This window comes from Thalassotalea coralli (genome assembly GCF_055786205.1).
Genome location: NZ_JBVVBK010000004.1, coordinates 422,096 through 435,887, shown reverse-complemented (window position 1 = coordinate 435,887; position 13,792 = coordinate 422,096). Strand labels below are relative to the sequence as shown.

Sequence of the window (13,792 nt, the reverse complement as noted above, 5' to 3'; positions counted from 1 at the left end):
TCTAAGCCTGCGCTTTTTGATACAAGGCACAATAAGCACCGGCGGGATCTTGAATAACAGCATATTTATCGTCACCCATAGATTTAATTTCTGTAGTCATTTTGCCGCCTTGTTCAACCACTTGTGCTGCCGCCTGCTCAATATCAGCCACTAAAAAATACGGTAGCCATGTAGGTGGTAAATCAATATTACACCCTTTAGCATGGCATATACCGGCCACTGCATCGCCATTTTCGGCAATCATAGCAAAGTCTTCATAATCCCCCATTGGCACACCGCTTGATGTCCAGCCAACAACGCTTTGATAAAAGTCTTTAACTTGGCTTGCGTTTTGGCACGAAATGTCGAGCCATGCCATTTCACCTATTCCTGTCTTCATATTGTCTCCGTTTGTCGTTGCTGCATTTTCTTAGGGTTAATAGGATAATAATGCTCAGGAAGCGTTGAAATATGCTCAAAGAAGCGAGTATCTTTATACGGTAGCTTCATAAATCCTGAAATTCCTTGCCCGTCAATAGTCGGTAGTAGCGTTAAGAGCTGGTTAAGTAAATCTGAAAACTCTTGCTTTTTATTGCTGTCTAGCAGCATTAAATAGCTGTGAATTTTCAAGTGCTCGGGTAATACTTCAAAAATAATACATCCAGTATGGTGGATAAGATTTAACTTAGCCAACACTGACATCATTTTGCCCGGCAAATAGAGATATTCATCAGGATCTTTACCATCCTCAAAGTAGGAATGTAGCTTAGAGTCATCTTCTACTTCCGGAACTTCACTCACCTCAAAAGGTATACTCACTCCTTCAGGGGCGACAAATGGTTGTAAAGGATCTTCCCGCTCTACATGCACTGTATCACGAGCATTAAACAAGCAACTTTTGAATACCCCTGTTCGAAATATCCCTTGTGCTAGCCGGATCATATTATTAACAGCGCTCTGAAAAGAAGTTTTTAGACTGTTGTCATATAAAGTAAGGTTTGAATCTATATATACTCCGTCCTTTTCCCAACGTACCGCTAGGCCGCCAACAACGGGAAAATTACCTAGCCTGCTCACGGCAGCAACAAATGCTTTTTCGGTATCGCCCATGCCCATCAAATAGTTCTTATAATATTTTTCCAGTTGCGCATCGTTAATGCCGGACAAAGAGTCAGCCTCAGCTTCTTCTCGTAAAAAGGATTTCCGAGAGCCATAAACAACTGTGTCTATTTCTTGCTTTCCTTGTCTAATCCAAACAGGAATAAGCGGCTTTATCTCAGCTATGGTCGGTGAACTAGCCATTACCGTTTGTTTGAGCACTTTTAAATGGCGAAAGAAGTAGTCACCCGCAGCATTTCTCGTTTGTCTATCTTCACTGAGCATTCCTTCTAAAATATTTGCTAGCATTTTGGGTAAACCTAGCGCTTTTGGCGATATAACTTTATGACCGTAGCGACACGATTGGCCTGAAGCTAGCGCGTAAATAGTGGCAGCCATGCCTTGCTCATCAAACCTTGGTGAAGACATTTCTCCTGTTATTTGTTCTGGCCCAATAAAATAAACATCCCCTAGCCGAGCATTAGAGTTTTGTAGATCACTGCTCATTAAGTCCATAATGTTATTAGCAGTTGTTTGACCGTGAATATCAAGTTGTGCTTCAACAGCCGATCCCCAATCAATCAAATACAGTTTTTTCACTGTTTCGTCATACACCAAATTTGACGGTTTTATATCACCATGCACATAAGGCTTTCCTTTCAGATGTAATGACGTATCTCGCAAATAACAAAGGATATCGGCTAACTGAAGTGTGATATCCATCACCATTTCTGGAGGCAAAGGGCCATATTTGTGAGAAAGCTGTTCTAGATCTACCCCTGGCGCACGCTCCATATGCACGATAGATTGCCGCTTAATTTTATAATACTCGATAATTTTTGGAATGCGCGGGTGAGATAACTCTCGTTGAATTTGCGCTTCATCAGCAAGTCTGTCTTGGACGTGTTGCGGTAAGGTTATACGGGAAAACTTAAAAACTTCAGGTAGCAAAGATTCATTAAGGCCTGAAAATACGAAGCCAAATGCCCCTTTACCAATTAGACTTATTTCTTGAAAACCAAGCAATGAGAGTTGCTGTTGACACAGTTCTACCCATTGCTTTAATTTTTCCGCATCTTTATGACTCAGCAAATATATAGATTGTTCTTCGGCTATATAAAAATGCTGTAGTTTTTTATCTTTCAACAATAATCCTTTAGCCCATGTGCAAAGCCATAACCATTACATATTAAAAAAACCTTTTTAATAACCCGAGAAGGAATTTTTGTCATAATACTGTCACATAAAAGGATTATTCTACGCCCGCTTATGTGACAACAGGCTCGCTGTTATTGGGCAATCTCTCTAGATTCAAATTTTTAGCCTTAGCTTCGCTAAGGCTTTTTTTATCTCTAATAAAGTAAAAAGTAGCACATCAAACCAACGGTGGTTGCGATGACAAAGCTTAACACCGCACCTTCTTTCACCATTTGCTGAATCGTGACTTCACCTGTGGCATAGGCTATGGCATTCGGTGCTGTAGATACAGGCAACATAAAAGCACAACTCGCACAAATTGCGGCAGGTATCATCAATACGCTAGGATCTAATCCCGTTGCAATAGCTGCTGCGGCTAAAATTGGCATGAGTAAAGTCGCCGTTGCCGTATTACTGGTAATTTCTGTTAGATAGGTTACTGATAAACAAATAATTAACACCATCAGTAAAGCAGGAAGCTGAGCTAGAGAGGTTAACCACTGCCCCATCATTTCACTTAAACCAGAAGCGGCAAACCCTTTAGCGATAGCAATACCGCCAGCAAACAGTAATAACATCCCCCAAGGAATGTCCTTTGCAGTTTCCCAATCTAACAATCGACCACCTTTGCCATTTGGCACAAGAAACATGAGTACAACACCGAATAATGCTACCGTACTATCTCCAGCCATGGTGACACCGAATAATTCCTGCCAGCCACCAAAAGGTTCTTTGCGCGTTACCCACGCGAGAACAACGAGTCCGAACACCCACAAGGTACGCTTTTCTTCCGCCCGGATAGGTTCAAGAGTAGGCAATTCGATTGCCTTGTCTAACTTAATACTGCGAGTTAACCATAAAGCAATGATTGGAATGGCAACTAAAACAATAGGCACACCAATTTTCATCCAAGAAAAGAAACTAAATTCTTGGCCAACTTGCTCTTCATAAACCGCCATGAATATCAAGTTAGGTGGAGTCCCCATTGGGGTACCAACACCGCCAACACTAGCAGCATAGGCAATACCTAAAATTAGCGCGACAGATAGCTTGGGATTTTTTACATGGGCAAGTATCGCTAATGCAATAGGTAGCATAATCAACGTTGTGGCAGTATTAGAAATCCACATACTTAAAAAGGCAGCGGCCAACATAAAGCCCAGCACTAACCTTTTCGCACTAGAAGCGCCGACTAGGCGTACCATTAATACTGCGAGCCGTTCATGAGCACCACTTTTTTCAATGGCCTTTGATAACATGAATCCGCCCATTAAAAGGACAATAACATGGTGACCAATAGCAGAAGCTGCTTGTTTGTGATCTAAGACCCCAAACAACGGAAATAAAGCAAATGGTATTAATGAAGCCGCAGGAATAGGAATCGCTTCTGTTACCCAAAAAGTAACCGTTAACAAGGTGATACTCGCAGCCACTGCTGGTAAATGGTCAACGCCTATAGCAACCAACATCCAGTATGTGATTAAAGCGACTAATGGCGCTACCAAAATGATTTTTGATTTTGTCATAATACTTCTTCTAGTTTTTATTATTTTTTTGATGGCTAAATTAATTAAGTTGCTTATTTAATTCACTTAACTGCTGCCATTGCGGCATATTCATCATCGCTTGCCAATCAAACTGTTGCTTGCTTAACATGGCTGATAATCGTTTAGAGCTCTCAGCATTTATATGGATATTTGCACCATCTAATACTTGCTCACAAGCAGAACGATTATTGCAAACCAATAACATGTCACAACCTGCAGCCTGAGCAGCTTCAGTACGTTCGATATATCCCCCAATAGATGAAGCTGCTTCCATTGATAAATCGTCACTGAAAATAACGCCATCAAAGCCTAATTTTTGGCGTAATATATCTTTCAACCATATTGATGAAAAGCCTACTGATTTGTCGTCTACTGCTGGATAAATAACGTGTGCAGGCATAATTGCGTGTACTTTATCTTGCTGAATTAATCGTGCAAATGGTTGAATGTCTTGCGCAAATATGAGTTCTTTACTTCGCTCGTCAACGGGAATGTGAAAGTGAGAATCAGCAGCAACATTTCCGTGGCCTGGAAAGTGTTTTCCTGTCGCTTTCATGCCAACCGAGCCCATGCCGTCAATAAATGCTGAAGCCAATGGAATAATTTCTGCAGGATCTTGGGCAAAACTTCGATGACCAATAACTTCACTAATGCCGTTTATATCGAGAACAGGGGCGAAACTAATATCGATTCCTAACGCCTTAACCTCTAATGCCATTAGTGCGCCCGCATTGGCGGCAAGTTTTATTGCCTGTGATAAGTCGTTATTAGCGAGAGGCAGGAGCTGCCCCATCGCTGGGATCTGATTGAATCCGTCCCTGAAACGTTGCACACGCCCACCTTCATGGTCGACAGCAATCAACAGCGGCTTTTTAGCCGCGGCTCTTATATTTGCAACTAGCTCAGTTACTTGAGAGATAGATTCAAAATTACGAGAGAATAGAATTAAACCACCAACTAGGGGGTGTTGAAGAATTTCTTTATCTTCTTGGGTTACAGACGTACCTTCTACGTCCATCATGACTGGGCCCATAAACTTCACTTTTTGAGGGTAATAGCTTAACTGTACCTAATAAAGTGAAGCCGCAAAAGCGTTTTATTTATCTGTTACGGTTAGTGTTCTATGTTTAGTGATCTAGTGGCGCACCAACACCTGCAGAGACAAATGGGATAACTTTCCGAATAACATCACCAATATCTAACTGTTGGTTAAAATCGTTTTGGGCAATATCGAGTAGAGCGTCACTGGAAGACATGGTAAAAACTACTGTGCCCATCGTTAAATGTAAACGCCAGAAAATATCTTCAGCGGTTAATTCAGGGTACGCACGCTGCACTGCACTAACAAAATTAGTGATAACACCAGGGTATTGAGTGGTTAAAAACCAACGGAGAAAGCCTTGGCTATCAGTATACCCTCGTCCCAATAATTGTAAGAAGTTACTTGTACCATTCTCTCTAAACACATTCAGTGATAATAAAGGTTCAATGAAAGCAGAGAATACTTCAATAAGTTTCGGCGGTGTTTCTTGTTCACAAACAACAGCAAGCGATGACTCTAAATTAGGCGATAACTCATTCATATAGCGCGACATCACTGCCTTAATAAGCTCTTTCTTTGAACCAAAGTGGTAATTTACCGCCGCAAGGTTTACATCGGCCAAACTAGTAATTTCACGTAGAGATGTGCCATTAAAGCCTTTATCTGCAAAAAGTGTTTCTGCTGCATCTAATATTTTATTTTTGGTGCTCATCTTACTACGCCCCCTAAACTAAGCTGTCAAAGACAGTTTAAACAAGCGTTTTAAATAACGCAACTCTCGAATACCCTCTATAGAGTTACAATTAATCACCAAATGCATACAGTAATAAACGAGGAATGCTTCTAATATGAACTCACTGTTTAGGCAAAGCTTGAATAGTGACTTTGTTATACTCTCCCTTATCTTTTTGATAGTAGCTCAATCAACGTTGATTGAGCTTTTTTTTATCCAAGAGAAAGACCGAATAACCCAACCAGTTTATGCGTTACAAACTTTCACTGTTTTCCAACAGTAAGATACAAGCCGACAGAGTATGATGAACTCACTGTTTAGGCAAAGCTTGAATAGTGACTTTGTTATACTCTCCCTTATCTTTTGATAGTAGCTCAATCAACATTGATTGAGTTTTTTTTTGTCCAAGAGAAAGAACCAATCAAACAAGCAGTTTATGCGTTACAAACTTTCACTTTTTACCAACAGTAAGATACAAGGCGACAAAGTAAGATGTATTCACTGTTTAGGCAAAGCTTGAATAGTGACTTTGTTATACTCTCCCTTATCTTTTTGATAGTAGCTCAATCAGCGTTGATTGAGCTTTTTTTTGCCCAAATTAAAAACCTTTAAAAAATAATACATTATAAATATTTTCAAATTTACTAAAGACTCACCACCAAAAATAGATTAATATTCGCACAATTCTTAAGGGAATTTTCGTCAAGATTTTAGTTTTATTCTTGATTAAGAGTATTCTAAGTTTCATGAATTTTTTATATAGCCCGGCGATATGCTGGGCTTTTTTTTACTCGAAATATTGCATTGGTCTTTTGCCGCAAGGTTAAAAAGTAACGACAATGAACTTTAGGTGGGTTACAAACTTTCACGGTTTTCCAACAGTAAAATACAAGGCAGCAGATTATGATGTATTCACTGTTTAGGCAAAGCTTGAATAGTGACTTTGTTATACTCTCCCTTATCTTTTTTGATAGCAGCTCAATCAGCGTTGATTGAGCTTTTTTTTACCCTTGTTTAGGGTGCAAAGATACTTTATTCCTACCACCTTCTTTTGATCGGTACAAAGCAGCGTCTGCACATTCGATCCAAGCTTCGTAACTTTTAATGGTGCTATCCACTTCGGCAATTCCCATGCTAACGGTATATGTTAAATCAATATCATTATGTTTAACGACGGCCGCTTCTACTTCTTTTCTCAACCTTTCGGCGAATACTTGCGCATTTTCAATCGCAGTATCAGCAAGTAAAATAGCAAACTCTTCTCCGCCATAACGACCCGAAATATCTGTTTCCCTAACATGTTCTCGAATAAGGCCAGAAATATGGCGAATAACTTCATCACCAACCAAATGTCCATAGTTGTCATTGACTAACTTAAAATGATCAATATCTAGCATCACTAAGCAACTTGGATGGTTGCTTCGAGTCCAACGTTTGTACTCCGCTCGTAAGCAGCGCTCCCAATGACTGCGGTTAAACAGTTTAGTCAAGCCGTCAGTTTGGCTTAAAACAGCAAGCTCTTCATTGGCTTTTTCCAAGTCCTTTTTATGAACGGCGCTGTCAGTAACGTCATACACTATCAAACATAAATGCGTAACTTCTCCGCTCGCAGATATCAAAGGAATAAAGGTGGTGTTTTGATACATGTAATCAGCGGTACCAGTGATTGGTCTATAGTTTTGGAACTTAAATAAGTAGGGCCTTTGCTCCCAAATAGTAAATGCTTTATTTTTCAGCATAAATACTGATTCAGACTTACGAATAAACCATTCCTGTGGAATTTCCTCAAAAAGGCTAAACAGGTTCTTACCTTTAACCTCTCTTGGCAGTAACCCACTATGGTTTTCCATGAAGCCATTCCAAATTTGGACATTGTACTCTCTGTCTAATACCACCAGACCTACATCTATGGTATGTAGCATTTCCATCAACCAATGTAATTCATTTATTTGTTCAGTTTCTAATGACATGCTTTATTCCAATAGATAGGCAATTTTGTTGTTCAGAGTATTCATTGAGTCTTCTGTAAACAATAATAATAAATCGCACTTAATAGGATAATTTTCGATACCGTAGCTAATTTCTATGGCAAGCGTACGCTTCCACTTGGTGGAGTTAGTTGCTATTAGTTCAGAGATATTGCGGTGTTGACCTAAAACCACAGGGTGACCTTGACTAAAAGGCATATCGAGTTGCTCTGAGATACCTTTCAAACAAGCACCAATTAGCAAATTGGTTAAATCCATTAGCAGCTCTAACTCTGTCGTTTCGTCAATTTCACATTGATAATTCATTAGTGAAGCAACGTCTTTAAAGCTTGAATCGTTTAAAATAAGTAACGCTTCGCCCGAAACGCCTGCGCCAATAAACCCTTGGCATACACCTGAAGTGCTCTCAGTCGCTTCAACAGCCGATAACGCCATTGATAGCTCACTTACTTCAATTAAATTCACATTTGGAATAGGTAAAACAACGAAAACATCTAAAAGTCGTGCGAGTAAGTCACCAGCTTGACCCATAGCGACATTTGCAATTTCTTGATAGCAGTCGCGGATATCATTTTCCAACGGCTTTAATTCAATGGCCGTTTCTGCTTTTGTTTCTTCTGCTGGTTTAACAGGCTCAGTAACAGGTGACAATTTAACCGCAGATGTGCTGCTATTAGAACTTACTTTAGCTGTTGGTGTCGGCGTATGAACTTCTTTCTGCGCCGTTTGCTCAGGTTCATCTTTAGTGACGATGCCGTATGCAGTAAGGATCTCTGTTAATTTATCTTTGTTAACAGGTTTCTGAATAAAATCTAGTGCCCCCATGCTTGTAACACGTTGATGCGCTTCTGGTTGAATATCGCCAGAAATCACTATTACCATGGTAGGTAGGTCTTGTTTGACTATTGTTTCAAGTACTTGATAGCCATCCATTTCTGGCATGTTTAAATCAAGTAACAGTACATCGCCCTTTCCTTGTTTAATTAAATCTATGGCTTCCAATCCATTTGTGGCAAAACTAATGTCTACGTCCCAACCATCAGGTAAAGAACGTGCGACTTGTTTTCGTGCCATATTGGAATCATCGCAGATCAGTAGGGGTGTTGTCATAGTTGACCACTCATTTAATTTAGCAAACTTCTTCTAAATAACCTTACTAATCATAATGATTAATAAAGTTATCTCAATAGTAGGGTGTTAAAAAAGCGGAAAAATTCGCTATTTTTCAACTCTAAGGTTAAGCTTGGCATTCTATTTATTCGGTTATAAATGACACCATGATCCTTAAACCAAAACACTTTCTCCTTTCTTTATTATTGACAGTTTCTTACGCGAATGCCAATCAATTACCTGAAACATCTGATTTAGTTAAGGCCGGCGACAAATACGTCACCTTAATTGGCCACCAAACAAAGCTAAATACAGCAGCGCCTAACTTTAAGGTCGTTGACAAAGATTTTGCTCCGGTGATGCTTTCAGATTTCGCAGGCAAGAAAGTACTACTTTCGATTGTACCTAGCATAGATACAGGCGTTTGTTCTCTACAAACAAAACGATTCAATGAAGAAGTTGCTAACATTAGTGACGACACAGTAATTCTTACTATTAGTAACGACTTACCTTTTGCACAAAAACGATTTTGTAAAACTGAAAACGTTAATCAAATTCAAGTATTGTCAGATGCAGTTTGGCGAGACCTTGGTGAGAAGTATGGCTTGTTAATTAAGGATATGGGGCTTTTAACCCGCTCTATATTTATCGTCGACGCTAACGGGTCGCTTGTGTATAAAGAAATTGTGGCAAACATTTCTTCTCATCCTGATTACGATGCCGCTTTAAAGGCATTAAAGTCACTTCCTAGCGAAGCCGACACTAACCAAAACTTAACCACAGAAAATTAAATAATAATTTTTTTTCAATTTTCACTTGAAAGCTTAATAATCATCCTCATCTTATAGGTGTAGTCGCTGAAAAGGGCTACACCTTAAACCGCTCGTTCGTAAGAAGAGCACTTAATTTGTTGGTTAATAGCTTTATTTTTAGACCGAGGCGTCTAACCCGCATTGCCAACGTTAAACCATATTGCTTTATGAGGATATGTATTATGCGTACATCTACAGATTTTAGTCCACTTTACCGTTCATTCATTGGTTTTGACCACTTAGCAAATATGCTAGACAAAGCGTCTCGTGCCGATAAGCAGTCATCTTACCCTCCGTATAACATTGAGTTACTAGCGGAAGATAAATATCGCATTACTATGGCTGTTGCAGGCTTTGCCGAGAGCGAGCTATCAATCGAGTCAGCCAATAACAACTTGATTATCACAGGAAATAAAGCTGCGGCTGATACAAAAGCAGAAAGAAAATTTCTACACCAAGGTATCGCAGAACGCAACTTTGAACGAAAATTCCAACTAGGTGACCACGTAAAAGTTGTTGGAGCTTTTATGGAAAATGGTCTTCTAAACATTGATTTACAAAGAGAAATACCAGAGGCCCTTAAGCCAAGAAAAATTGCTATTAACGGCAAGAGCCTATTGACAAGTGAAGACGAAAATTAACCTTCACACTGTGTAAAATCTCTCCCTTGTTTCTTTTGCCCGAGCTTATGCTCGGGCTTTTTTATTCTGTTAATAAAAACTCTAGCAAGCATTCATTAACAGCTTTTGCATTTGCGATAGGTGCCATATGCCCACCTTGCAAAGAAAGCAGGTTAGCATTGGGCATAGCAGCGTGAATGATTGAACTCAACAAGTGACTCACAGGCTGAGATTCTTCCCCGACCATTATTAAGCATGGTTGTGAACATGTAGAGAGAAAATCTAACGTATAGGTCTCTGACAAAATGCCATTGAAGTCGATAAGCACTTTTTCAAACTTTAATGCCATATCTTGCTTAATGGTGTCAGGTAGTCGTTGAAAATACCCTTCCCCATTCCAATAGTTTATAAACTCTTGCGCACCTTCAATTGAAGGTAACTGACTTAATCTAGCACTAAAGTCTGAAATAAAATTCAATTGGTCATCATGCTGTTTAGCGAGTAAATGGAAGCTAACAGGCTCAAACAATGCTAATCGCGAGATTAGTTTAGGGTTGCGTGCAAGCAGTGCCAAACCGATAGCACCGCCACAGGAATGACCGACTAGAGTAACGCTTGACGTAATTTTTAACGCCGCTAGAACATCGACAATCCTATCAATTTCTTGTTGAAACGTAGAGTTTTCTTTTGCTAAAGGCGCCCCACCATAACTGAGTAAGTCAATATTAATACACAAGAACTGGCTACGTAATTGACTGGTTAGGCTATACCATTGCTTTCTTGAGCTAAGAGAGCTGTGTAGGAAAACAATTACGGGTAAATGCTTATCACCACTTATTTCAACGCCTTGTAAATTAGATTCCATATATTCAAAAAAACTCATAAAACAACTAAAAAAAAGAATGATTAAAACTGTCGCCAATTTAGTCACACTTGTGATTAAATGCCAAGAGGCTAAGTCAATAAAAATGAAAACATCATGGATATAAATTTGTCAGGCAAAACCGCCTTAGTGTGCGGGAGCAGTCAAGGTATAGGTAAAGCATGCGCACAAGAACTCGCGCTTCTAGGTGCGAGTGTCACCCTATTTGCACGTAACCAAGAAACATTAAATGAAGTTCTTGATACGTTAGATACAAGTAAAGGGCAGCAGCACCAAACACTTATCGCTGACTTTTCAGATAGCGAACAAGTAAAAACCGCTATCCACCAACATATAGGCGCTGGTAACAGCTACAACATATTAATTAATAATACAGGCGGTCCTGCTCCAGGCCCTGCAAATGCAGCTAATCCAGAAGCATTTACTGACGCATTTTCTCTGCACCTGATCAATAACCACCATTTAGTTCAAGCGCTATTACCTAGTATGAAAACGAGTGGCTATGGTCGGATAGTCAACGTTATTTCAACGTCCGTTAAACAACCGCTACCCAATTTAGGTGTTTCTAATACAATTCGAGGTGCCGTTGCTAGTTGGGCAAAAACCTTAGCTAATGAGCTTGGCGAATTTGGCATTACCGTCAATAACGTTTTGCCCGGTGCTACAGCAACAGCAAGGTTAGATGCCATCATTTCGAATAAAGCGAAAAAACAGGGTATTAGCTTTGAACAAGCTGAAGAGATTGAAAAATCACATATTCCAATGAGACGCTTTGCAAAACCGGAAGAGTTTGCTGCGGCAGCGGCATTTCTCTGCTCTCCTGCAGCAGGGTATATCACAGGCATTAACTTGCCGGTGGATGGTGGACGAACGAGTAGTTTGTAATGCTAAGTGCTTAAAACTCTAATTTATAGAGCAATTCAGCAAGGTCAGGTTGCCACTGAAATTCTTTTAACCTGACTCTTGCACCAATAGTAACCACTTGCTCGTCCTGCAGAAAGCCCTTTTGCCGTTTGAAGTGTTCACTTTCTGGCGAAAAACTTATTTTGCCTTGCGAATTAATCACTCTAAACCAAGGAACGTGATTCCCCTGCCATCCGTTCTCTGGCACTTTACCCAACGCCTTACCTACCAACCTAGCCCTTCCTGGGAGTCCTGCTAGATCCGCAATTTGACCATAAGTAGCAACATGCCCTTTGGGGATAAGTTGAACCGTTTGCCAAATGCGTTGGTATTTTTCAATTGTGTCCATGGTTACGTACGTATAGTTTTAGAGGTAGCCTTTACCAAGGCAAGCTTTGACCATTAGAATGCTTGAATTCGCCAGTATTCGCCATCGATTGCGCTGAAATTAAACCGACTAAACGCGACGCTGCTTCAGTAGCACTAATATCACCGCCCATATTGACCATATCCGTTTGCACATAACCTGGATGGTAAATGCCTACAGAAACCTCCTTCGGCGCAAGATCTTTCGACAAAGACATAGATGCAGCATTAAGGGCTGCTTTTGACATACGGTAACCATAGCGACCGCCAGAACCATTATCCGCAATAGATCCCATTCTAGAGGTGATCATTGCTATTTTCCCGCCACGTGCTATTTGCGACTCTAATGTATCAACCACTAACAACGGCGCGAGTGCATTGACTTCAAATTGTTCACGAATAGTTTGCGTGTTGATATTGCCAAGTTGCTCATCTCGCAAAATGCCCGCATTGCAAATTAATACGTCAATTGAAACACCAGAAAGCGCTTCCTTCATATTCTGTAAACCTTGTTCTGTTGCTACGTCTATCCCTGTAACAACGCTAACATCCATACTTGCCAACTCTGGTGAAGCGCTTCGACATAAACCGTAAACAGTATCGCCATTCGCAGCAAATAATTTAGTCATGGCTAAACCAATACCACGGTTTGCTCCAGTAATAACAACATTCATTTTATTAATCCCAATCTTTTATTTGTTTAAGCTGATAGTAGATATGAATCGCAAAAAGGCAAAATTCAAGAGTACGCAGGTAATAAGTTAAAAGCAGAGATAAATAAACCACTGTTTTAGTCTGACAGATAGTACTCAATCGTTGAAACTACCCTTACTTTCTTAATATGCGGATTATTCTTGTCCCGTGCTCTAATGCTAAATTGCCCTTGAGAAGCACGTTTAATTTTACCCAATGTACTGTTTGAGTCTTGAGCGAATTTTTCAGCGACTTCACGGGCTTTTGTCGTCGCTTCTTGTATCATGTCAGGTTTAACTTCATTGAGCCGAGTAAACAAATATTCGGTTTGACTCTGATAGTTGTCGCCGGTAAATACAATACCTTCTTTACCTAGGGCTGAGAGTAGATTTTTAACTTTGCGAACGCCATCGATATTTGAAGAATAAACTGTAACGGTTTGCGTAGCACTGTAACGAAACTCCGCCCGAGAGCCACTACCATATTGTTGAGCAACTTTATCGGTTATCGCAGGTGCTGCGAAAGAGATTGCTTGGTCTTCGATGCCACTTTCGATTAAAAATGTTTTAATTTTTTCACTATTGGTATCAATCGTTTCATAAAGAGATGTCAAATCATTATTCGCGGCAATAAATTGAATCGGCCATAACACAATATCAGCTTTATACTCTCGCTCCGACAGCCCTTTAACCGTGATGCTTCTATCTAGCTTTTTATAATCTATAGCTGCTTGTCCTAATAACAACCCAAGTGCAATCAACCCGAAAAAGATCGAGAGTCCTAAACCATTAAAAGATTTCCCAAGAGTTTCTTTCAAACCC

General features: G+C 40.0%; 14 protein-coding genes. 3 read left to right on the top strand and 11 right to left on the bottom strand.

Annotated elements, in window-relative coordinates:
• Window position 1: 1 nt before the first annotated feature.
• The 7 genes from ACOB80_RS12935 to ACOB80_RS12905 form a co-directional block, all read right to left on the bottom strand.
• Complete coding sequence (locus ACOB80_RS12935; protein ID WP_473166252.1) at window positions 2-379, bottom strand: VOC family protein; 378 nt, start codon at window positions 377-379, stop codon at window positions 2-4.
• The gene (locus ACOB80_RS12930) at window positions 376-2,226 is read right to left on the bottom strand and encodes a protein kinase domain-containing protein (protein WP_473166251.1); all 1,851 of its coding nucleotides are present in this window, start codon (window positions 2,224-2,226) and stop codon (window positions 376-378) included. The genes ACOB80_RS12935 and ACOB80_RS12930 overlap by 4 nt, the downstream gene beginning before the upstream one ends.
• Window positions 2,227-2,429: 203 nt before the next feature.
• A complete protein-coding gene (locus tag ACOB80_RS12925; RefSeq protein WP_473166250.1) occupies window positions 2,430-3,800 on the bottom strand; it encodes an SLC13 family permease in 1,371 nt (456 codons plus the stop codon).
• Between the two features lie 40 nt (window positions 3,801-3,840).
• The gene (nagZ, locus tag ACOB80_RS12920) at window positions 3,841-4,854 is read right to left on the bottom strand and encodes a beta-N-acetylhexosaminidase (RefSeq protein ID WP_473166249.1); all 1,014 of its coding nucleotides are present in this window, start codon (window positions 4,852-4,854) and stop codon (window positions 3,841-3,843) included.
• Window positions 4,855-4,948: 94 nt separating this feature from the next.
• Window positions 4,949-5,575 (bottom strand): TetR family transcriptional repressor PsrA, encoded by a 627-nt coding sequence (gene psrA, locus ACOB80_RS12915; RefSeq protein ID WP_473166248.1) that lies wholly within the window; start codon window positions 5,573-5,575, stop codon window positions 4,949-4,951.
• 1,025 nt (window positions 5,576-6,600) lie between these two features.
• Window positions 6,601-7,566 (bottom strand): sensor domain-containing diguanylate cyclase, encoded by a 966-nt coding sequence (locus ACOB80_RS12910; RefSeq protein ID WP_473166247.1) that lies wholly within the window; start codon window positions 7,564-7,566, stop codon window positions 6,601-6,603.
• A 3-nt stretch (window positions 7,567-7,569) separates the two neighbouring features.
• Window positions 7,570-8,694: a response regulator gene (locus ACOB80_RS12905; RefSeq protein WP_473166246.1), complete on the bottom strand. Its 1,125-nt coding sequence runs from the start codon at window positions 8,692-8,694 to the stop codon at window positions 7,570-7,572.
• 167 nt (window positions 8,695-8,861) lie between these two features.
• On the opposite strand from ACOB80_RS12905, the gene tpx reads away from it, so the two are divergent.
• Window positions 8,862-9,485, top strand: coding sequence for a thiol peroxidase (tpx, locus tag ACOB80_RS12900; protein WP_473166245.1), 624 nt, complete (start codon window positions 8,862-8,864; stop codon window positions 9,483-9,485).
• A gap of 203 nt (window positions 9,486-9,688) precedes the next feature.
• The gene (locus tag ACOB80_RS12895) at window positions 9,689-10,147 is read left to right on the top strand and encodes an Hsp20 family protein (RefSeq protein WP_473166244.1); all 459 of its coding nucleotides are present in this window, start codon (window positions 9,689-9,691) and stop codon (window positions 10,145-10,147) included.
• A 61-nt stretch (window positions 10,148-10,208) separates the two neighbouring features.
• On the opposite strand, the gene ACOB80_RS12890 is transcribed toward ACOB80_RS12895, so the two are convergent.
• Entirely contained in the window at window positions 10,209-11,009 is an 801-nt protein-coding gene (locus ACOB80_RS12890; protein ID WP_473166243.1) for an alpha/beta fold hydrolase, read from the bottom strand.
• 96 nt (window positions 11,010-11,105) lie between these two features.
• On the opposite strand from ACOB80_RS12890, the gene ACOB80_RS12885 reads away from it, so the two are divergent.
• Entirely contained in the window at window positions 11,106-11,894 is a 789-nt protein-coding gene (locus ACOB80_RS12885; RefSeq protein ID WP_473166242.1) for an SDR family oxidoreductase, read from the top strand.
• A gap of 10 nt (window positions 11,895-11,904) precedes the next feature.
• On the opposite strand, the gene ACOB80_RS12880 is transcribed toward ACOB80_RS12885, so the two are convergent.
• The 3 genes from ACOB80_RS12880 to ACOB80_RS12870 all read right to left on the bottom strand — a co-directional run bounded on the left by ACOB80_RS12880 (window position 11,905) and on the right by ACOB80_RS12870 (window position 13,788).
• Window positions 11,905-12,261, bottom strand: a complete 357-nt coding sequence (locus ACOB80_RS12880; protein ID WP_473166241.1) for an MGMT family protein — start codon at window positions 12,259-12,261, stop codon at window positions 11,905-11,907.
• Window positions 12,262-12,292: 31 nt separating this feature from the next.
• Complete coding sequence (locus ACOB80_RS12875; RefSeq protein ID WP_473166240.1) at window positions 12,293-12,952, bottom strand: SDR family oxidoreductase; 660 nt, start codon at window positions 12,950-12,952, stop codon at window positions 12,293-12,295.
• 116 nt (window positions 12,953-13,068) lie between these two features.
• On the bottom strand, window positions 13,069-13,788 hold the full coding sequence (locus ACOB80_RS12870) for an SIMPL domain-containing protein (RefSeq protein WP_473166239.1): 720 nt from the start codon (window positions 13,786-13,788) through the stop codon (window positions 13,069-13,071).
• Window positions 13,789-13,792 lie beyond the last annotated feature (4 nt).

Bases quoted from the DNA above. Each gene is read 5' to 3' on its own strand.
- ACOB80_RS12905 (WP_473166246.1), bottom strand. From the start codon at position 8,694: ATGACAACACCCCTACTGATCTGCGATGATTCCAATATGGCACGAAAA.
- ACOB80_RS12925 (WP_473166250.1), bottom strand. From the start codon at position 3,800: ATGACAAAATCAAAAATCATTTTGGTAGCGCCATTAGTCGCTTTAATC.
- ACOB80_RS12910 (WP_473166247.1), bottom strand. From the start codon at position 7,566: ATGTCATTAGAAACTGAACAAATAAATGAATTACATTGGTTGATGGAA.
- nagZ (WP_473166249.1), bottom strand. From the start codon at position 4,854: ATGGGCCCAGTCATGATGGACGTAGAAGGTACGTCTGTAACCCAAGAA.
- ACOB80_RS12875 (WP_473166240.1), bottom strand. From the start codon at position 12,952: ATGAATGTTGTTATTACTGGAGCAAACCGTGGTATTGGTTTAGCCATG.
- ACOB80_RS12935 (WP_473166252.1), bottom strand. From the start codon at position 379: ATGAAGACAGGAATAGGTGAAATGGCATGGCTCGACATTTCGTGCCAA.
- ACOB80_RS12895 (WP_473166244.1), top strand. From the start codon at position 9,689: ATGCGTACATCTACAGATTTTAGTCCACTTTACCGTTCATTCATTGGT.
- ACOB80_RS12885 (WP_473166242.1), top strand. From the start codon at position 11,106: ATGGATATAAATTTGTCAGGCAAAACCGCCTTAGTGTGCGGGAGCAGT.
- ACOB80_RS12890 (WP_473166243.1), bottom strand. From the start codon at position 11,009: ATGAGTTTTTTTGAATATATGGAATCTAATTTACAAGGCGTTGAAATA.
- ACOB80_RS12880 (WP_473166241.1), bottom strand. From the start codon at position 12,261: ATGGACACAATTGAAAAATACCAACGCATTTGGCAAACGGTTCAACTT.
- tpx (WP_473166245.1), top strand. From the start codon at position 8,862: ATGATCCTTAAACCAAAACACTTTCTCCTTTCTTTATTATTGACAGTT.
- psrA (WP_473166248.1), bottom strand. From the start codon at position 5,575: ATGAGCACCAAAAATAAAATATTAGATGCAGCAGAAACACTTTTTGCA.